We start from the raw sequence: 19,604 nt of genomic DNA on the forward strand, positions 1-19,604 counted from the left end.
CAAGATCGACGGCAACGGCAGCGTCTTCAGCACCTACACCGTCGGCCTCAACGACAACACCATCGGCGTCGGCACCAACGTCGACCTCAGCTGACCCGACCTGACCACCGCACACGCCGGCGGGCGACCGCCCGCCGGCGTGTGGCTGTCTCCCCTCCATCCGCACACCCCGCGGGAAAGTGAGAGAAATCCATGAACAGGACCAGGGTGCTGGGATCCGTCCTTCTGTCCGGCCTGATGCTGCTCGGCTCGGCGGCCGTCGCCTCGCCCGCCCAGGCCTACGCGACCGTCGCCTGCGACCCGAAGGGCGCGACCTCCACCGACGCCGCCATCGCCGCCCAGCTCAACACGAAGCTCACCGCGAAGATGCGCAACGCGATGACCGCCTACCGGGTCTCCTGCGCCCGGATGGTCGTCAAGGCCGTCCGGGACCGCGGCCTGCCGCAGCACGCCGCGACCATCGCGGCCACCACGGTGGCGGTCGAGACGACCTTCCAGAACATCTCCGAGATGGTCGACCATGACAGTCTGGGGCTCTTCCAGCAACGCGCCTCATGGGGCAGCGCGGCGAACCGGCTGAACCCCACCTGGAGCACGAACGCCTTCCTGAACAAGATGACGTCCCTCTATCCGAGCAACAGCTGGATGAACGCGGCTGTCGGCAAGGTCAGCCAGGACGTCCAGGTCTCGGCGTACCCGCAGCGCTACTACGACAACGCGAGCGACGGAAAGATCATCGCGGACACGCTGTGGCCGCTGGTGGCGGAAGTCCCCGTGAAACCGGATCCGCACGGCACCGTCTACGCCCGGTCCCGTGACGCCGCCGGCGTGTGGGAGACCAACGCCACCCGCGTCGACGCCAACCCCAACATCGCCGGAATCGCCGGCACCAAGAACGCCGACGGCAGCATGCACATCTTCGCCGCCGTACCCGGCAGCGGCATCTGGCACCGCAAAGCCTGGGAAGCCAACGCCACCCAGATCGACACCAACCCCAACGTCAAAGCCGTGACCGCCGCCAGCCTCCCCAACGGCACCATGCACGTCTTCGCCGTCATCGAAGGCAGCGGCGTCTGGACCCGCACCCGCGCCGCCAACGGCGTCTGGAACAACAACGCCGTCCACCTCGACAGCAACCCCGCCATCGACGGCATCAGCGCCACCGGCCTCGCCGACGGCACCATCCACTTCTTCGGCCTCGTCCCCGGCAGCGGCATCTGGGAACGCACCCGCAACGCCAACGGCGTCTGGAACACCAACGCCAACCAGATCGACACCAACGACTCCATCAGCGACATCGCCTCCGCCGCCCTGCCCGACGGCACCCTCCACGTCTTCGGCGCCATCCTCGGCAGCGGCGTGTGGACCCGCACCCGCACCGCCGCCGGCGTCTGGAACAACAACGCCGTCCACATGGACAGCAACCCCGCCGTCAACGCCATCAGCGCCGCCGGCCTGCCCAACGGCACCCTGCAGATCGACGTGACCGTCGACGGCAGCGGCGTCTGGCACCGCAGCCGCAACACCGCCGGCACCTGGGACAGCAACGCCGTCAAGATCGACGGCAACGGCAGCGTCTTCAGCACCTACACCGTCGGCCTCAACGACAACACCATCGGCGTCGGCACCAACGTCGACCTCAGCTGACCGGACGACCGAGAAGCACGCCGGCGGGCCCATGGGCCCGCCGGCGTTCAGCTACGTCCGGGGAGGAACTTGCGGGCCCGCTTCTTGACGGCGCCGGCGAGCCGCTTCGGGTCACGCAGCCGGGCGACCCGGCCGACCACCGAGGCGACCTTGACGACCTTGCCGGCCTTGAACCGGCGCATCTCGTCGCGCATGTTGCGCAGCTGCTGCTCCCGGGTGCGCAGCTGCTGGTCCCGGAACCGCATGGTGCGCTCCAGGCCGAAGATGTGGCCCGCCTGCTCCTTGATCTTGAGCTGGGCGGCCTCCGCGTCGGCGAGGGCGGCGCGCAGGTCGGGCTGCTCGGCGGCCGGGAACGCCTCGTCGACGATCTCCCGGCCGTACTTGAGCAGGTCCGCGGTCGGTTCGACACCGGACATCGCCAGCCACGTCTTGACCAGGTCGTCGCCGTCGGCCATCCACGGCGGCCACGGGTGCCGGCGGTGCTCGCCGATGAGCCGGTCCCGGAAGCGGTGCCAGGCCGCGGCGAGCATCTCCGCCTTGGACCGTCCGGTGGCAGCGAAGGGCGCCGCCACGAAGTCGTGGATCTCGTCGAAGAACGCGACGTCCTCGAGCGCGCCGAGTCGGGCGGCGAACGCCCGGAAGCCGGGCACGTCCTCGGCCGCGGCGAAGCGGAACAGCACGGTCTCGGCGGACTCGGCGTCGGGCACCAGCCGGTCGCCGAGACGCCAGCCGTCCGCGGTGAGGTCGGCGGCGCCGGACGGCAGGTACGCGGTGTGCGTCTCGCCGGCCGGGCCGAGCACGACGAGCCAGCCGGGCGCGACGGTGTCGAGCAGGCCGGCCCGGGCCGCGGCTTCGGCGGCGGTGGTCACCGGCGCGAGCAGGGGCGTGGCCGAGGTCTGTGCCGCGAGTCCGGCGAGCGCGATCCGCGCGCCGGGGAAGCCCGGGTGGGTACGCCCCACCGCATCCGACTCGATCATGGTGTGCACCCGTCGATCCGGGGCGAACAGGGCGAACCGCCGGGTCGCCCCGCCGAGCGCCGCCTCCGCCTGGGCCGCGGAGGCCGGCCGGCGCGGGTCGTCGTGCAGCGGCCGCCACTCGTCGTCGCCGTACCGGTCCTTCTCCGGGCGCCGGTCCAGCAGGCCGGTGACGGCGAAGCCGTTCTCCACGCCGATCACGACGGTGGCCCCGGGCGCGGCGAGCCCTCGCAGCAGGGCGGCCCGCTCCGGCCAGTCGAGGGCCGGCGAGTCCGGGCCGAGCAGCCGGTCCAGGCCGTCGGCGGCGATCACCACGTCGAAGGGGGTGGTGACGGCCTCGGCGAGGCCGTCCAGCGCACCGGTGACGACGGTGTACTTCCCGCCGCGCAGCGCCTCGGCGTCACTGACCGAACGCAGCAGGACGGTGACCTCACCGGCCCGGCTCGCCGCCAGTTCGAGCACGTCGGTGTCGTGTGGCCCGGCCACCAGGATCCGGCCGGCGCTCGCGGGCAGCAGGTCGGCGAGGAAGGCGGCCAGCACCGGCCCGCCGGTCGGGTTCCGGTCGGTCCACGGCTGGATCTCGCCGCGGACGATGGGCGGCAGGGTCTGGTCAGTCACGAACATTCCAATCGAAGAGCATGCGCAACTCGGCGGGCGGCATCACGTAGGAACGACCCAGTTCAACATCGGTGGTGGCGCGGGCCGCTGCGAGATCGACGTCTTTGCCGTGCATCTCCGGCCAGAGCCGCTTGATCCTGGCCTGGCCGCCGAAGAGCGGGTTGTCCCCCTCCAGCTCCATCGGATCGCCGTAGACGGCGGGCTGGCAGCCGACCGCGGTGCCGAAGAAGATCGCGGTGCTGAGCCGGTTCGCCGCGACCCGCTTGAAACGGCGGAACGTCTCCAGCTGCTTGTAGAGGAACCGCCGGTCGGTGCCCTCGTAGTTCCAGCCGCGCTTGCCGAAGCAGATCACCTCGAAGCCGGCCTTCTCGTAGGCGCGCCGGACCTCGGGCCGCTCGAACTCGGTGTAGTAGAGGCTGATCGTGACCTGCTCGGTCTCGGTCTCCTTGATCTCGGAGATGAGCCGGGCGTGGTCGCCCTCGATCTTGCCGCCCTTGCCGCCGCCCTCCCAGCCGTGGAACAGGAACCACAGCGTGCCGCTGCGCTCCTCCTCGGGCACCTTGCCGAGATCGGGCTCCATGTCGGCCAGGTAGAGGAACGGCGCGCCGATCACGTGGTAGTTGCGCCGGCCGAGGGAGTGCCCGCGGCGGCGCGGCGGGTCGCTCCAGGTGTAGCGCCAGGCCCCGTCGAAGAACTCGTGCACCGGGTTCCAGCCGCAGGCGACGTTCCACCCGTGCTGCAGGTAGCCCCGCATCCGCGGGGGGTGCAGGTCGTTCAGCCCGCAGTACCGGGCGAGGATGTGCGCCTGCCCGTAGTAGTGGTTGTGGTGATGCATGAGGGATTCAGCTCGTTTCCAGGTGCAGGGTGCCGGCCCGCGCGTAAAGACGGTGCCCGTCGAGGCGGCGCGGCAGGTCGACGAGCGCGAAGGTCTCGACCTGCACCGCGTACGGCGTCACGCCGTCCCCCGCCTCGAACAGCGTCCAGTCTGCCGCCTCGTCACCGAGGTCGGCGAGATCGATCACGCCGGTCCAGCGGTCACCGTCGAGGCTCACCCGGCAGACGGCGTCCACCGCGTCGTCGGAGCCGGGCAGGAACCGCCGCCAGGTGATCCGGTCGTAGGCGACGCCCGGCCACCGGGGGCCCTCCACCGTGACGGTGGTCCCGTCGGCGGCGGTCCCGGAGGTCACCACCCGGGCCGGGGCCTCGATGAGGTTGAGGTACTGGCCGGGTGAGCGGGAGACGCTGAGCACCCGGTCGCCGTGCACGACACTCACCGCCTGCGTCAGGCCGGTGATCAGCACCAGCGAGTCGCCGATCTTCGGGATGAGCACGGTCCGGCCGAGGAACGGGTCGTCCGGGTCGGTGGCGTCGGCCACCTCGCCGACCGGGATCCGGGCGGTGAAGGCGTTGCCCGGCCCGGCCTCCAGCGGCACCACGATCTCCTTGGCCGCGCGGGTCAGCCGCATCTCGCGCGTGGTGAACCCGGCGGGGAGGGTGCCGGTCAGCACCAGCGAGTCGCCGTCGGCCGCGGCGCCGGTCAGCTCGGGCTCCCCGAGCATCCGGCGCAGGAGCAGCCGCCCGTCGTTGGCCCGGACCGGCTGGAACCAGGTGTCACCGATCCGGTCCCCGTACGGGAACTGCATCTGCATGGTGACCAGCCTCTTGCGGCGCACCTGACCGCTGCGCATGGTCGCCATCAGGCGGACGGCCTCGCGGCCCGCCGGCATCGCGGCGAGCATCGCGCGCGGCACCCGGGCCTCCCAGCCGGCGAGCCGCGAGTTGCCCCGCGCGTCCGGCAGCTGGAAGCGCTCGGTCTCCAGCGGCGTCTCGCGGAGCCCGGCGACCAGGGCGATCCGCAACGTCGAGTCGTCGGTGGTGGGCAGATGGCTGATCTCGGCCGTCCCGCGGACGATCAGCGCGTCGTCGGTCCAGCTCAGCTCGGTGGCAGCGGCCTGGAGCTGCAGATCGCCGCGCGAGAGGCGATAGACCTCGGCCGGCACTCCGGCGGTGTCCGGCAGGCCGGGATAGTGGCCCCGGTAGCGCCACGGCAGAACCGGATGGCGCTGCGCTCGTGCACCGACGGCCAGACCGCCCTCGGCCCGGAACCGGGCGAGGCGCTGCAGCAGCTCCACATCGCCGGACTGGAGCCCGTAGTACTCCAGGCGCTGGAAGGCCGAGGCGCTCTCGAACACCTTGGGGTCGAGGCGCCGGGTCAGGCGGCGGCCGAGCTCCAGCACCTTCTCCAGGTCGCTCTCCGGCGCCGAACCGAAGGCCTGGACCACGGTGGTGAGGTCGATCAGGGCCAGGTGCTTGTGCACTGTGCTGCGCAGCTCGAGAGCCCGCTTGTCGACCATGTCCATGATCATCTCAGCGGAGACGACCCGGTCCTCCAGGTTGCCGAACTGGAACTTCAGCTGGGTGACCGATTCGCCGGACTCACGCTCGCGCCAGTAGTAGGTGGGTGCGCCCAGGCAGTCCACGGTCACGGCGTCCAGGTGGGCCTTGAGCGCCACCGGATAGTCCTCGTACCGCATCGCGGGGAACTCGTACTTGAACTGGTCCCAGAACCGGCGGCGGTACACCTTGTTCCAGACCATCCGGTCGATGGCCAGCTCCGGCCACTCCAGGATGTGGGTGGCCAGGCGGTCCTTGGCGTAAGCGATGCGATGAACGTACGACTGGCGGACGCCGGAGGTGTTGTTGAACCGCCGGGCGTTGCCGCCGGCCAGCGACGACGAGGTCCGGTCCAGCGAGCCGACCAGCAGCTCGTACGCGTGACGCGGCACCAGGTCGTCGCTGTCGACGAACGTCAGGTACTCCCCTTGGGCGTCGGCGATGCCGACGTTGCGCGCCGGGCCCATGCCCTGGTTCTCCTGGGAGATCAGGCGGAACCGCCGGTCCTCGGCACAGAAGGCCCGGGCGATCTCCGCGCTGCCGTCCTGCGAACCGTCGTCGACCAGCACCACCTCGAAATCCCGGAACGTCTGCCGGGCCAAGGAGTCCAGGCAGGGGCCGAAATAGCGCTCTACGTTGTAAAACGGCACGACGATACTGAGCCGTGGGATCACGTTGAGTGGCACCAGTTCTCGGGATGGGGGGTTTCGGACCACGGAATGATTCCGGGGCCGGGCGTCGCCGACACCCCTATATGGTTAACAGAAGGTGCTCCCGAGGTGAAGTCCGGGTGTCGTGTTCCCCCTCACCCTGTGAAGCCACTATGACTTCTGGACCTCACGGATGGCGAGAACGGCGTCCAGCACCGCCACGGTGCTCTGCCACCCCTTGTCCTCGATCGAGTCCTCCAGACCGGCCCGGTCCCGGGCCTGACCGAGGCTGTGCACGGTCAGCACACCGTGCGCGACAGGGGTGCTCTCGTCCAGCGCGACCCTGGTCAGGCCGGCCGTGACGGCGTCGCAGACGTACTCGAAGTGCTGGGTCTCCCCCTTGATCACCACACCCAGCGCGACCACCGCGTCGACCTTGCGCGCCAGCGCCTGGGCGACCACCGGAAGCTCCACCGAGCCGGCCACCCGGGCGGTGATCACCTCCGTGACGCCGCAGGCCGCCGCGGCCGCCTCGGCCCGCTTGATCATGTGGTCGACCAGGTCGTTGTGCCAACGGGAGCCGACGATGCCGAGCCGCAGCCCCGCAGCGTCGACGGTCTGCATGTGCGGATCACCGAAGCCGGCCATGTTCATCCCCCTTTTTCGTCATTCTTCACCCCGCGCGGGACTTTCAGGCCAACTCTGCGAAGAGGTGACCCATCCGATCGCGCTTGGTACGCAGGTACCGGACGTTCTCCGGGTGCAGCCGGACCGGAAGCTCCTCGCGGCCGGTCACGCGGAGCCCGTACCCTTCGAGTCCTGCTCTCTTCGCCGGGTTGTTGGTGAGCAGGCGCATCGAACGGATCCCGAGATCGGCCAGGATCTGCGCCCCGGTGCCGTAGTCCCGGGCGTCCGCCGGCAGGCCCAGCTCCAAGTTGGCGTCGACGGTGTCGAAACCGCGATCCTGCAGCTGGTACGCCTGGAGCTTGTGCAGCAGGCCGATGCCGCGGCCCTCGTGGCCGCGCATGTAGAGCACCACCCCGCGCCCGGCCGCCGCGACCCGCTCCAGAGCGGCGTCCAGCTGTGGGCCGCAGTCGCAGCGCCGGGAGCCGAAGACGTCCCCGGTCAGGCACTCCGAGTGCACCCGCACCAGCACGTCCTCGCCGTCGCCGAGGTCGCCGAAGACCAGCGCCACGTGCTCGCCGTTGTCGGCCGCGGTCCGGTAGCCGACCGCGGTGAACACGCCGTGCTCGGTCGGCAGCACCGTCTCGACCACCCGCTCGACCTGCCGCTCGGCCCGCTCCCGCTGGTAGGCGACCAGGTCGGCGATGGTGATCAGGACCAGGTCGTGCTCGGCGGCGAACTTCTCCAGGTCGGGACGGCGCTGCATGGTGCCGTCGTCGTTGACCATCTCGCAGAGCACCCCGGCCGGCCGGCATCCGGCGAGCACCGCCAGGTCGATCGACGCCTCGGTGTGCCCCGGCCGGCGCAGCACCCCGCCCGGCTTGGCCCGCAGCGGCACGATGTGCCCGGGCCGGTTGAAGTCGCCGGGCTCGCTGCCGGCCGAGGCCAGCAGACGGATGGTGTGCGCGCGGTCGGCGGCCGAGATGCCGGTGCTGACGCCGTGCTTCGCGTCGACGGTGACGGCGTACGCCGTACCCCGGACGTCCTGGTTGGTGTGGAACATCGGCGGCAGGTCGAGCCGGTCGGCCTCGGCCTCGGGGAGCGGCACGCAGATGTAGCCGGAGGTGTAGCGCACCATGAAGGCGACCAGCTCGGGCGTGGCGTGCTCGGCCGCGAAGATGAGGTCGCCCTCGTTCTCCCGGTCCTCGTCGTCCACCACGATCACGGCCTTGCCCGCCGCTATGTCGGCGATGGCGCGCTCGATGTCCTCAAACATTACGGCTCCCCAGCATCTTCTCGACGTACTTGGCGATCACGTCGACCTCGAGGTTGACCGGATCTCCGATGGCTTTGCCGCCCAGCACGGTCAGCTTCGAGGTGGCCGGGATCATCCCGATCGCGAAGCTGTCCCCGGTGACCTCCATGACGGTGAGCGAGACCCCGTCCACGGTGATCGAACCCTTCTCCACCACGTACTTCGCCAGCTCCGGCGGCAGCGAGAAGCGCACCACCTCCCACTGGTCGGCCGGTTCCCGGGCGATGATCGTCGCCACCCCGTCCACGTGGCCCTGCACCAGATGGCCGCCGAGGCGGCTCCCCAGCGCCGCGGCACGCTCCAGGTTGACGTTGCTCCCGGGTTTCAGGACCCCGAGGGAGGTACGCCGGAGCGTCTCGCCCATCACGTCCGCGGTGAACACCCCGTCGACGTTGTCGATCACGGTGAGACAACAGCCGTTCACCGAGATCGAGTCGCCGTGCCGTGCGTCCGAGGTGACCAGCGGGCCGCGGACGGCGATGACGGCCGAGTCCTCGGCGCCCTCGGTCAGGCGCACGATCTCGCCCAGTTCCTCGACGATTCCGGTGAACATGGTCAGAAGTCCTCATTTCCGTCTGCAGGGCGGGTGACGGGGTGGTCGGATGGCGCGGGCTTGGGACGCGGTGTGGCGGTGAACCGCAGGTCGCCGCCGATCTGCGTGATCTCGGTGAAGTCCAGTTCGATGGCGTCGGCGATGGTGCCGATGCCGGCGTCGACCAGGGCGGCCCGGCCGGCGCCGAGCAGTTTCGGAGCGACGTATCCGATCACCCGATCGACCAGTCCGGCCGCCAGAAAAGCTCCCGCCAGGGTCGGGCCACCCTCCAGCAGCACATTGCGCACGCCCCGGCCGAAGAGGGCGCCGAGCAGCGCGCTCAGATCGACCCGGCCGTCCGGTCCGGTGCCGACCTCGGCGCTGGTGACGATCCAGGTGGGGGCGGCCGCGTCCCGGACCCGGGCGGCGGCGGGGGTCCGGCCGGACGAATCGGCCACCACCCGCAGCGGCTGCTTGATGGCGAGCGTGCCGTCCCGCAGGTCGCGCACGGTGAGCTGCGGATCGTCGGCGACCACGGTGCCGACACCGGCGACGATCGCGTCCACCGTGCTGCGCAGCACGTGCACGTCGGCGCGCGACTCGGCCGACGAGATCCACTGGCTGGTGCCGTCCGCCGCGGCCGAGCGCCCGTCCAGGGTCGCCGCGAACTTCCAGGTCACATAGGGCCGGCCGCGCCGCACGGCGGTCAGCCAGGCGACGTTGCCGAGCTCGGCCTCGGCCCGGCGCACCCCGGTGGCGACCTCGATGCCGGCCGCCCGCAGCGTCGCCGCGCCACCGGCGGCCACCGGCGTCGGGTCGTCCACCGCGATGACCACCCGGCGGACACCGGCGTGGATCAGCGCGTCCGAGCAGGGGCCGGTGCGGCCGGTGTGGTTGCACGGCTCCAGGGTCACCACACAGGTCCCGCCCCGGGCCCGCTCACCGGCCTGGGCCAGGGCGACGATCTCGGCGTGCGGGCCGCCCGCGTACGCGTGGAAGCCCTCGCCGACCACCTCGCCGCCGGGGCCGAGCAAAATGCAGCCGACCACCGGGTTCGGGCTGGTCGTGCCGAGGCCCCGGGCGGCCAGCGCGACAGCGCGGCGCATCGCCTCGTCCTCGGTCACCATTGCCCGGTCCTCTCGCGCGGTAACGGTCACGCGCTGGAGGTTGCGGGAGAGAATGCCAGGAATCGGACAGGCAGGGTACGCTTCGCGCACCCCGGCGGGAACGTGCCGCCGTGGGCACGACCCTCCGATTCCGCGCGCTGTCTCCCATCCGGACTGTCTGACCAGCAGAGGCTGATCAACCGTCGGCCCTGGAGTCTCACCAGGTCCACCGCTCGCCTCGGTGAAGGCGATCGGGTCGCGGGCTTACCGTCGCTTACGCGTCGGATCACCGCCGGTTCGGAATTACACCGAGTCCCGCCAGCGCGTGGTGGGTTAACCCCGAGTCTTGCACGACCTCGGGATTTTGCCACCCACCGCGCGATCTACTTCACATCTGGCCGGGAGCGGGAACAACCGCGGGAGCCGGCACCCGTGGCGTGACCAGCGGCAAGACCTGGGTCGGCCCGTTCGGATCGGCGGGCGGCGCGGCGGGCGGGGTCCCGGCGTTCCGGCCCGGCTCCCCGGTGTCCTTGCCCAGTGATCGGTCCAGGCGCTTCATGACGTCGCGGCCGAGCGTCTGCCCGGGAATCTCGACGAACCGGTAACAGGCCCAGGCGACGACCAGGGTGCCGACCAGGAAGACGACAGCGATGCCGGCCCGCCCGGCCGCACTGCCCCGCCAGCCCGCCGCCGTCAGGTAGTGCAGGACGACGTGCAGGACCACCCAGTGCAGCAGGTACAGCGAGTAGCTCACCTCGCCGAGCCAGGTCAGCGGGCGCGGCACGTCCCGATGCCGCAGCGCGAACGCCGCCGCGAACGTCACCGCCACCGCCAGCGTGGTGATCGAGCCGCTGATCAGGTGCTGCGACTTGGCGGTGTTCAGCCAGGTGATCCCCATGCTGACGAACAGCACCGCGGCCAACGCCACACCGCCCGCCCACGGCGCCACCTGCCGGTGGTGCAGCCGGTAGATCACCGTGCCGGCGAACAGCACCGCCACCAGCTGCGCCGCCTGCGACGACGATATGGCGTTGCTGAACGAGGTCGCGTGGCCGTTGAGCAGCGGCAGGGCGAGGAAGCACAGACCGGCCACCGCGGCGGCACGGACCAGGGCCGGACGGCCGCTGACGTACGCCGCCAGACTCGCCGTGAAGACCAGCAGCAGCACCGCCGCGGTGATCCGCCGGGTGGTGAAGTCGCCGCCCAGCAGGTCGTCCGGCAGCCGGGTGGCGCCGACCGCGGCGATCAGCGCCAGACCGCCCGCCCACCACACGCTGAGCCGGTGCAGCTTCAGCACGAACATGCCCGCCACGACCAGATAGAAGATCATCTCGTACGACAGCGTCCAGAACGGCCAGGCCAGCCCGCGCAGGCCGAGATGGTCGGTCAGCATCGTCACGTGGCCCAGGACCCCGGTGACCGTCTCCTTGCGCAGGCTCGGGTTCAACCCGTGCATGCCGGCGTACGTGATGACGGCCAGCGCGGCGATCGTCGCCAGATAGGCCGGGTAGATCCGGAACAGGCGGCCCACCCAGAACTTGCGCAGCGAACCGTGCCGCTCCAGCGACATCGGGATCACGTACCCGCTGACCAGGAAGAAGACGAGGACTCCGTAGCGGCCGAAGTCGATGTACTCGTGGATGGCGCGGTGTCGCCCCGTCCCGATCACCGACGGGGACAGGTGATAGAGCGCCACGACGAGAGCCGCGTAACCCCGGAGGGCGTCGAGCCAGCCCATGCGCGACAGGGACCGAGTGGGGGCGCTCGGCGGCGCCTGCGGGATCGAAGCCATAGCGGGCACAAGATACCTGCTGTATCACAGAGATCCAACAAGCGCCGGACAGCCTCAGTCCGCCTCGCTCCGGCGACGATCGATCGCCACGTACGACCCGGGCTGCGACTTCGCCACCTTCTTCATCTCCGACGCCACCGCGATGACCACCCGCGGATCGGTGAACCGGCGGCCGTCCGCGGTCGCCTGCGCCACCCCGATCGACAGCGTGACCAGGGCCGCCTTCTGCTTGTTGCCGCGCCGGTCCGGCACCTCGATGTAACCGCGCTGGGCGTCGCCCGGCTCGTACAGCCGGTCCGCGGCGGCCTCGAAGTCGGTCACCGTCCGCTGCGTCAGCGGAAGCACCTGATCGGGCGAGCAGATGAACACGAAGTCGTCGCCGCCGATGTGCCCCAGGAAGATCGACGGCTTGCCGGCCTGACCGGCCGCCCGCTGCAGGCTCCGGGCCAGGGCGATGATGAAGTCGTCGCCGCGGTCGAACCCGTACACGTCATTGACGCTCTTGAACCTGTCGACGTCGATGTAGCCGACCGAGTACTCCCCGCCCGCCCGCATCCGGTCGCCGATCTCCCGCCGCACCCGCGCGTTGCCGGGCAGGCCGGTCAGCGGGGACACCTCCCGGGCGTCCTTGTGCCGCCGCAGCGTGGTGGAGACCCGGGCGATCAACTCCTCCAGGTCGAACGGCTTGACCAGATAGTCGTCGGCGCCCGCGGACAGGCCGTACACCTTGTCCACGGTCATGCCCTTGGCGGTCAGCATGATCACCGGGAGGGCGGAGGTGAGCGGCTCGGCCCGCAGCCGCTGGACCAGCTCGACACCGTCCATCCGCGGCATCATCCAGTCGATCACCGCGAGATCAGGGCGGTGCGTCTCCATCAGGTCGAGCGCTTCCTGCCCGTCCTTCGCCCGGATCACGTCGAAGCCACGGATCTTGAGATTGAACTCGACGAAGCTGGCGATGTCCTTGTCGTCGTCGACCACCAGGATCAGGTCCGGGCCGTCCTCCGACTCCAGCTCGGGATCGATCTCCGGTCGAGTCTCAGCCGTGCTCATTACTTGATGATGGTCCGTACGGGAGCCGTCACGCCAGTCCCTCCCGGCCCGCATCTCCCGCCGGGGCCGCATCTCCCATCCGGGCCGCCGCAAGTCCGCGCAGCTTTCGGATCGCCTCGGCCGGGTCGGCGGCGCCGTACACCGCGGTACCCGCCACGAACGCGTCCGCGCCCGCCTCGGCGGCCCGCTCGATGGTGTCGGCCGCGATGCCGCCGTCCACCTCGATGCGGATCTGCAGATCGTTGACGTCGGCGCGGCGGCGCACGTCACGCACCTTGCCGAGCAGCTCCGGCATGAACGCCTGACCACCGAAACCCGCCTTGATCGTCATGATCAGGATGGTGTCCAGGTAGGGCAGCAACTCCAGGTACGGCTCGACGGGCGTGTCCCGGTCGATCGCCAGACCCGCCTTGGAACCGGCCGCCCGCAGCGTCTTCGCCAGCGCCACCGGGTCGTCACAGGCCTCGGCGTGGAAGGTGACGTTGTAGGCACCCGCCTCCGCGTAGCCCGGCGCCCACCGCTGCGGGTCGTTGATCATCAGGTGCACGTCGAACGGGATGTCCGTCGCCTTGCGCAGGCTCTGCACCACCGGCAGGCCGATCGTCAGGTTCGGCACGAAGTGGTTGTCCATGACATCCACGTGCACCCAGTCGGCCGCTCCCTCGATGGCACGCACCTCCTCCGCGAGCCGGGAGAAGTCGGAGGCGAGGATGCTCGGCGCGATGATCGGCGTACGTTCCACGCCACGAAGTCTACGGTCCCGGCCGGCTCCCTCTCGGTCGGCGGCCCGGTCCCGTTGCGCTTCACCCGGCCGGCGGCCCGGTCTTGTTCCGCTTCACCCGGCTGCCGGCCCAGTCACGTTCCGCTTCACCCGGCTGCCGGCCCAGTCACGTTCCGCTTCTCCTCCGCGAACGGCCCGTCCGGTCGCGCGGAAAAGGCCGGGTCCCTCCCGGGGCCCGGCCTTTCACGAACGAAACCCTCAGCTGGTACGGCGAAGCACGGCCAGGAACATCGCATCCGTGCCGTGGCGGTGCGGCCAGAGCTGCACCGTCGGACCCGCGCCCAGCCCCGGCATGCCCGGCGGCAGCAGCGGCCGGGCGTCCACGAAGTCCACCTCGACGCCGCTGCGCCGGGCCCCCTCGCTCACCGTGACCTGCGTCTCCACCATGTGCGGGGAACACGTCACATACGCCACCACGCCTCCCGGGCGCACCGCCCGCAACGCCGCCACCAGCAGCTCCCGCTGAAGCCGGGTGAGCGCCGGCAGATCCGCCGGCTGACGCCGCCACCGCGACTCCGGCCGGCGCCGCAGCGAACCCAGCCCGGTGCACGGCGCGTCCACCAGCACCCGGTCGAACGCCTCCTCCGGCAGGTCCGGGTCACGGCCGACCGAACGCCCGTCCATCGGCAGCACCGTCACCGGCATGCCCTCGGTCGCGAGATCGACCAGCCGGGCCCGGTGCTCGGCCACCTCCACCGCGGTCACCTCGGCGCCCCGGCCCGCGGCGATCGCGCCGATCAGGCCGGTCTTGCCGCCCGGGCCGGCACACAGGTCCAGCCAGCGGGTGTCCCGGCCCTCGACCGGGGCGGCCAGCAGCGCCGCCGCGACCAGCTGCGAACCCTCGTCCTGGACGTGCGCGCGGCCCTCCCGGATCGCGGCCAGATCCCGCGGCGCGCCGCCGTTGAGATAGACCGAGTAGGGCGAGAAGGCGCCCGGCACCCCGCCCACCTCGTCGGCCAGCTCGACCGCGTCGGCCCGGCCCGGGCGGGCGCACAGGTGCACCGCCGGGGGCTGGTTGTCCTCGATCAGCAGCCGGGCGGTCTCCTCCAGGTCCCCGCCGAGCGCCTCGGCGAACGACCGGATGATCCACTGCGGGTGGTGGTGCAGCACCGACAGATTGCCCACCGGATCCGACTCGTACGACGGGGCGAGCCGCTCCAGCCAGGTGTCGAACGGGGTCTCGGACACCGTACGCATCACCGCGTTGGCGAAACCGGCAGCGCCCGGCGCCACCGAACGCACCAGGTCGACGGTCTGATTCACCGCGGCGTGCGACGGCACCCGCGTGTAGAGCAGCTGGTAGACGCCCAGCCGCAGGGCGTCACGGGCCGGCGGGTCGATCCGCGAGACCTCACGGCCGGCCGCCTCGGCGATGATCAGATCGAGGGTGCCCAGCGCGCGCAGGGTCCCGTAGGTCAACTCGGTCGCGAACGCCGCGTCCCGCCCGTGCAGGCCCATCCCGTTCAGGATGTCGGCGAGGACCAGGTTCGCGTACGCGTCGTCGCGGTGCACGGCGGCCACCGCCTCGTACGCCGCCTGCCGTGCCGGGTCAGCCGGGGGCCGGCCGGCGCGGGGAGCCCGGCCGCTGCGCCCGTCCCGGGGATGGCCCGGACCGCTCGGGCGGCTCGGCCGTCCACCGTGCGGGCGCGACGCCCTGTGCTCCGTCACGCCGTGGTCCCTTTCGCCGAACTCTGTGAAATCACGCCAGCTTCTCCCCTGCTTCGATCCGCATGCCCCGCGCCCAGTCGGTGGCGGACATCGGCTTCTTCCCCGCCGCCCGCACCTCGCCCAGGATCACCGGCGTCGTTGCCGTCCCTGCCAGCACCTGCTTACGTTCCACCAGCAACTCGCCCGGACGCAAACCGGCCGGGCCGTTCGCGATCGGGCGCACCGGCCCCAGCTTCAACCGCTCGTCCCGCAGCGTGGTCCAGGCGCCGGGCGCCGGGGTGCACGCACGGATCCGCCGGTCCACCGCGAACGCCGGGTCGTCCCAGCGGACCCGGGCGTCCTCGACGGTCAGTTTCGGCGCGTGCGAGACGCCGTCGGCCGGCTGCGGATGCGCCCGCGCGGTACCCGCCTCGATGGCGTCCAGCACCGCCACCAGCAGACCCGCCCCGTCGACGGCGAGCCGCTCCAGCAGGTGCCCGGACGTGTCGGTGAACCGGATCTGCTCGGTCAGCGTCCCGTACACCGGGCCGGTGTCCAGCCCCGCCTCCAGCTCGAAGACGCTCGCGCCGGTCACCTCGTCACCGTGCAGCACCGCATGCTGCACCGGCGCGGCGCCACGCCACGCCGGCAACAACGAGAAGTGCAGGTTGAGCCAGCCGTGCTTGGGGATCTCCAGAGCCGACGGGGGGACCAGAGCGCCGTACGCCACCACGGGCACACAGTCGGGCGCGATCTCCCGCAACCGCTGCTGGAACTCCGGGTCCCGCGGGCGCTCCGGGGTCAGCACCTCGATGCCGCGCTCGTCGGCCCAGGCGCCGGCCGGCGACCGGACCAGACGGCGACCCCGGCCCGCCGGAGCGTCCGGGCGGGTCACGACGGCGACCAGCTCGTGATGAGAGGCGGCGATCGCGTCCAGGGCGGGCACGGCGACAGCCGGAGTACCGGCGAAGACCAGGCGCATCAGCTCACCGGCCCGGACTGAAGAGACCGGACCCGAAGACACCCCGGTTGTGCGGGCTCTCCTTGATCGTGGGCGGCTTGGCCGCGTCATACCAGTCGGCGGACCGGATCTGCCGCATCGCGTCCTTACGGGCGGCGGCGTCCAGCCGGTCCAGGAACAGCACACCGTCGAGGTGATCGGTCTCGTGCTGCACACAACGGGACATCAGCCCCGTGCCGACCAGCTGAACCGGGTCGCCGAACTCGTTGAACCCGTTGGCGACCACGTTCTGCCGGCGCTTGGTGTCGATGTAGATCCCGGGAATCGACAGGCAGCCCTCCGGCCCGTCCTGCTCCTCCTCGTCGGGAAAACTGAGCACCGGGTTGACGATGTGCCCGACCACGTCGTCCACGTCGAAGCTGAACACGCGCAGGCCGACACCGAGCTGCGGGGCGGCCAGACCGGCACCGCCCTCGTCGCGCATCGTCTCGATCAGGTCCTTCACCAGCTTGCGCAGTTCCTTGTCGAAGTCGACGACGGGGTCGGCCGGCGTGCGCAGCACCGGATCACCGAAGAGACGGATGGGCTGGACGGTCACGCGGCGGAACTCCTGACTCTGGTGGGCAGCACCTGCCCAGTCTACGGAGTGACGCGCGCAACGCTGCCAGTGACAGCGGCCGCCCACTCCCCACCGGCCAACAACCGCTCCGCGCCCACCACCCTTCCCACCACCGGCGCTCCCTGCCGCGCACCCCCACCCGCCCGATCCTCGGTCGCCTGGCCCCGGCGAAGAAAGCCGCGGTGTACGGCCGGCGCCATCCGCAGGCGCCGATGTCGGAGGGCGGTGCCGCCCGCAGGCGCCGATGTCGGACGTGGGTGCCGCCCACAGGCGCCGATGTCGGACGTGGGTGCCGCCCACAGGTGGCGATATCGGAGGCGGATCAGAACAGGTCGGCCGGGTCGACCTGGACCCGGACCGGGAGCGGCGCTTTGCGGGCGCTGCGGACCGAGGCCGCCTCGTGCAGGGCGTGCGCCAGGTCGGCGGCCCGGGAACGGGACACCCGCAGCAGCATCCGCTCCTGGTCGTCGGTGGCCGGGACCGGCCCGAGCACCTCGGTGCCGTCCGGCAGCCGGGCCAGCGCCAGCAGGTCGTTGACCGCCGCGGTCTGGCCGGTGAGGCTCGCCATCCGGGCCGCCGGCGGGAACCCCAGATCCCGCCGCTCGGACAGCTCCCGCTCGGCGAACCAGCCGGGATCCCATCTCATCAGCGACTGCACCGGCGCCAGCGAACCGTCGGCCACCACGACCACCCGCCCGCCGTCCGCGCCGGAACGGGCCAGCGCCGCCGCGTTGAGCCACCGCCGCATGGTCTCCTCGGCGGCCCGCAGGTCGGCACGGCTCAGCAGCGCCCAGGTGTCGAGCAGCAGCACCGCGCCGTACCCGCCCTCGGCGACCGGCTCCGCGCCCGGTGTGGCCACCACCAGGGCCGGTTCGGCCGGAACCGTGCTCAGCACCTCGTCGCGCCCCGACGTGCGGACCCGGAAACCGGCGAACGCCCGCCCCAACTCCTCCGCCGTCCGCCGGGCCCCGATCACCGACGCCCGCAGCCGACGCTCATGACAGTTCGGGCACTCCCAGGCCGCCGATCCCCGCCCGCACCAGTGACAGACCGGAACGTCACGGGCGCCGTGCAGCCCGAGCGGCCCGGAACAGTGCGGGCAGCGCGCCGGGGCGCGGCACTCCGCACAGGCCACCGACGGCAGATAGCCACGCCGGGGCACCTGCACCAGCACCGGCGCGCCCGCGTGCAGGGCCTGTCGCGCGGCCTCCCACGCCACCGTCGGCAGGCGCGCGGTGACCGCGCCCGGGTCACGCGCCAACTGTGAGTCGTCGCCGGTCGGCGAGATCGCCGGGGCACGTCGCCGCCGCACCGCCCGGTCCGCGACGATCTCCCGGGCCCATCCCGTCTCCAGGAGCAACTGCGCCTCACCGGTACGGGCGAACCCGCCCACGAGCGCCGCGCAGTCCGCCATCTGCGCCCGGGTGAGCAGCACGTCCCGCGCGTGCGGGTAGGGCGCCCGCGGCTCCGAGTGCAGGTCGTCCCCGTCGTCCCAGATCACCACGAGCCCCAGGTCCGCGACCGGCGCCCACATGGCCGCCCGCGTCCCCACCACCACCGGCACCTGATGCCGGCTGGCCGCGAGGAACCGCCGGTAGCGCACCGCGGGCCCGAGCGCCGCGTTCAACGCGACGTGCATCCCCTCCCCGAGCACCTCGCTCAGCGCCCGGTCGGCCCGCTCCAGGTCCCGCGCGTCCGCGACGACGATCACCACGCCACGTCCTCCGCGCACGGTGGCCGCCGCCGCCTCCGCGATCCGCAGCGGCCAGTCCTCCCCGGGCAGCGCCGACCACACCGCCCGCGCGGGCCGTCCCTCCTCGACCGCCCGCAGATAGGCGGGCCCCGTCGCATAGGAATCCCACCCGCCGGCCTCGGGCGCCTTGATCCGCGCCGGCTCCGGCCGGTTGCCGCCCCGCGCCCCGCCGGCCGCAGCCTCGCCCCTCATCTGCTGCGACGCCTCAGCCTCAGCCCTCACATGCTGCAACGCCTCAGCCTCAGTTCCGCTGGATGCCAGCGCAGCCGAATCGTCCCGCACCTCCCCGGCGCCGGCCCGTCCCAGCCCGAGCGGCACGTCCTCAGCACCACCCGACTGCGGCTCCTCCCGATCGCCCGGGACCGCCGGAAACCGACCCGAACCCGCCGGATCCGGCACAGACGGCGGCGGGACGGCCTGCTCCTGAGGAGAGCCCGGAACCGCATCCTCTCCCGGGACGGACGACGGCACGGTGACCTGCCCCGGCACGGACGACGGCACGGTGGCCGGTCGCGGCGCGGACGATGGCACGGTGGCCTGCCCCGGCGCGGACGGCGGTGGGGTGGCCGGTCGCGGCGCGGACGATGGCACGGTGGCCTGCCCCGGCGCGGACGGCGGTGGGGTGGCCTGGGACTCCACCCGGGCGTGGCGTGGTGGGACCGCCAGGCGCAGGACGTCGGCGAGGTTTCCGGCATAGCGGTCCGCCACCGCGCGGGCCAACCGGGCGATCTCCGGATCGAGCACCCGCTCGGGGGAGACCACCTTCTCCAGGAAGGCCAGCTTTCCCCCGTGCTCGGAGCTCTCCACCCGGTCGAGCAGGAATCCGCTCACCAACTGCCCCGCGAACCGGACCTTCACCCGCACGCCCGGCTGCGCCGCCTCGTCGTCGGTGGCCGGGATCAGATAGTCGAACGGCCGGTCCAGATGCGCCAACGGCATGTCCACGCACACTCTGGCGACGGGCAGCCGCTCCGCCGGCTCCCGCTCGCTTCGACTCCCCTTGCTCCCCATCACCGAGCATTCTGCCCGCCCCCTCTGACACTTCTCGCGACCCGCCAGCGATCTTGGGCAATCACCGCCCGCCCGAAGCGAGCGGGGCCGGTGGGGCGGGGCCGGTGGAGCGGGGCCGGTGGTGGGA

General features: G+C 71.8%; 15 protein-coding genes and 1 riboswitch. Of the genes, 1 reads left to right on the top strand and 14 read right to left on the bottom strand.

What is annotated here, in order from left to right; all coding sequences use genetic code 11:
- Nucleotides 1-192 precede the first annotated feature (192 nt).
- Entirely contained in the window at nt 193-1,647 is a 1,455-nt protein-coding gene (locus Aut01nite_RS07410) for a PLL family lectin (RefSeq protein WP_204037467.1), read from the top strand.
- 47 nt (nt 1,648-1,694) lie between these two features.
- On the opposite strand, the gene Aut01nite_RS07415 is transcribed toward Aut01nite_RS07410, so the two are convergent.
- From Aut01nite_RS07415 to Aut01nite_RS07480, 14 genes are all read right to left on the bottom strand, one after another.
- Nucleotides 1,695-3,239: a hypothetical protein gene (locus Aut01nite_RS07415; RefSeq protein WP_152628993.1), complete on the bottom strand. Its 1,545-nt coding sequence runs from the start codon at nt 3,237-3,239 to the stop codon at nt 1,695-1,697.
- Entirely contained in the window at nt 3,232-4,074 is an 843-nt protein-coding gene (locus Aut01nite_RS07420; protein WP_043530475.1) for a hypothetical protein, read from the bottom strand. Before Aut01nite_RS07420 ends, Aut01nite_RS07415 begins: the two co-directional genes overlap by 8 nt.
- A 7-nt stretch (nt 4,075-4,081) precedes the next feature.
- Nucleotides 4,082-6,349 (bottom strand): glycosyltransferase, encoded by a 2,268-nt coding sequence (locus tag Aut01nite_RS07425; protein ID WP_083999743.1) that lies wholly within the window; start codon nt 6,347-6,349, stop codon nt 4,082-4,084.
- Nucleotides 6,350-6,454: 105 nt separating this feature from the next.
- Nucleotides 6,455-6,931, bottom strand: a complete 477-nt coding sequence (gene ribH, locus Aut01nite_RS07430) for a 6,7-dimethyl-8-ribityllumazine synthase (protein ID WP_043530503.1) — start codon at nt 6,929-6,931, stop codon at nt 6,455-6,457.
- 43 nt (nt 6,932-6,974) lie between these two features.
- Nucleotides 6,975-8,183, bottom strand: coding sequence for a bifunctional 3,4-dihydroxy-2-butanone-4-phosphate synthase/GTP cyclohydrolase II (locus Aut01nite_RS07435; RefSeq protein WP_043530477.1), 1,209 nt, complete (start codon nt 8,181-8,183; stop codon nt 6,975-6,977).
- Nucleotides 8,176-8,775 (bottom strand): riboflavin synthase, encoded by a 600-nt coding sequence (locus Aut01nite_RS07440; RefSeq protein ID WP_043530479.1) that lies wholly within the window; start codon nt 8,773-8,775, stop codon nt 8,176-8,178. The genes Aut01nite_RS07435 and Aut01nite_RS07440 overlap by 8 nt, the downstream gene beginning before the upstream one ends.
- Nucleotides 8,776-8,777: 2 nt before the next feature.
- Complete coding sequence (gene ribD / locus Aut01nite_RS07445; RefSeq protein ID WP_052164349.1) at nt 8,778-9,881, bottom strand: bifunctional diaminohydroxyphosphoribosylaminopyrimidine deaminase/5-amino-6-(5-phosphoribosylamino)uracil reductase RibD; 1,104 nt, start codon at nt 9,879-9,881, stop codon at nt 8,778-8,780.
- Between the two features lie 132 nt (nt 9,882-10,013).
- Nucleotides 10,014-10,187: riboswitch (FMN riboswitch) on the bottom strand.
- A 61-nt stretch (nt 10,188-10,248) separates the two neighbouring features.
- Complete coding sequence (locus tag Aut01nite_RS07450; protein WP_083999745.1) at nt 10,249-11,652, bottom strand: acyltransferase family protein; 1,404 nt, start codon at nt 11,650-11,652, stop codon at nt 10,249-10,251.
- Nucleotides 11,653-11,706: 54 nt separating this feature from the next.
- The gene (locus Aut01nite_RS07455) at nt 11,707-12,705 is read right to left on the bottom strand and encodes a GGDEF domain-containing response regulator (RefSeq protein WP_043530482.1); all 999 of its coding nucleotides are present in this window, start codon (nt 12,703-12,705) and stop codon (nt 11,707-11,709) included.
- Between the two features lie 28 nt (nt 12,706-12,733).
- Nucleotides 12,734-13,447 (bottom strand): ribulose-phosphate 3-epimerase, encoded by a 714-nt coding sequence (gene rpe / locus Aut01nite_RS07460; protein WP_043530484.1) that lies wholly within the window; start codon nt 13,445-13,447, stop codon nt 12,734-12,736.
- Between the two features lie 237 nt (nt 13,448-13,684).
- Nucleotides 13,685-15,154: an RsmB/NOP family class I SAM-dependent RNA methyltransferase gene (locus Aut01nite_RS07465; protein WP_043530490.1), complete on the bottom strand. Its 1,470-nt coding sequence runs from the start codon at nt 15,152-15,154 to the stop codon at nt 13,685-13,687.
- A gap of 31 nt (nt 15,155-15,185) precedes the next feature.
- Nucleotides 15,186-16,115, bottom strand: a complete 930-nt coding sequence (fmt, locus tag Aut01nite_RS07470) for a methionyl-tRNA formyltransferase (protein ID WP_043530492.1) — start codon at nt 16,113-16,115, stop codon at nt 15,186-15,188.
- Nucleotides 16,116-16,119: 4 nt separating this feature from the next.
- On the bottom strand, nt 16,120-16,692 hold the full coding sequence (gene def / locus Aut01nite_RS07475) for a peptide deformylase (RefSeq protein ID WP_043530494.1): 573 nt from the start codon (nt 16,690-16,692) through the stop codon (nt 16,120-16,122).
- Nucleotides 16,693-17,035: 343 nt separating this feature from the next.
- Nucleotides 17,036-19,405 carry a primosomal protein N' gene (locus Aut01nite_RS07480; RefSeq protein WP_161790727.1) on the bottom strand — a complete coding sequence of 790 codons (2,370 nt, stop codon included), beginning with the start codon at nt 19,403-19,405 and terminating at the stop codon, nt 17,036-17,038.
- Nucleotides 19,406-19,604: the final 199 nt, after the last annotated feature.

Source organism: Actinoplanes utahensis, from assembly GCF_016862455.1.
GTDB lineage: Bacteria > Actinomycetota > Actinomycetes > Mycobacteriales > Micromonosporaceae > Actinoplanes > Actinoplanes utahensis.

Coding starts and splice junctions, on each gene's coding strand:
- Aut01nite_RS07410 (WP_204037467.1), top strand. CDS start 193: ATGAACAGGACCAGGGTGCTGGGATCCGTCCTTCTGTCCGGCCTGATG.
- Aut01nite_RS07420 (WP_043530475.1), bottom strand. CDS start 4,074: ATGCATCACCACAACCACTACTACGGGCAGGCGCACATCCTCGCCCGG.
- ribH (WP_043530503.1), bottom strand. CDS start 6,931: ATGGCCGGCTTCGGTGATCCGCACATGCAGACCGTCGACGCTGCGGGG.
- Aut01nite_RS07435 (WP_043530477.1), bottom strand. CDS start 8,183: ATGTTTGAGGACATCGAGCGCGCCATCGCCGACATAGCGGCGGGCAAG.
- Aut01nite_RS07440 (WP_043530479.1), bottom strand. CDS start 8,775: ATGTTCACCGGAATCGTCGAGGAACTGGGCGAGATCGTGCGCCTGACC.
- ribD (WP_052164349.1), bottom strand. CDS start 9,881: ATGGTGACCGAGGACGAGGCGATGCGCCGCGCTGTCGCGCTGGCCGCC.
- Aut01nite_RS07450 (WP_083999745.1), bottom strand. CDS start 11,652: ATGGCTTCGATCCCGCAGGCGCCGCCGAGCGCCCCCACTCGGTCCCTG.
- Aut01nite_RS07455 (WP_043530482.1), bottom strand. CDS start 12,705: ATGAGCACGGCTGAGACTCGACCGGAGATCGATCCCGAGCTGGAGTCG.
- fmt (WP_043530492.1), bottom strand. CDS start 16,115: ATGCGCCTGGTCTTCGCCGGTACTCCGGCTGTCGCCGTGCCCGCCCTG.
- Aut01nite_RS07480 (WP_161790727.1), bottom strand. CDS start 19,405: ATGCCGTTGGCGCATCTGGACCGGCCGTTCGACTATCTGATCCCGGCC.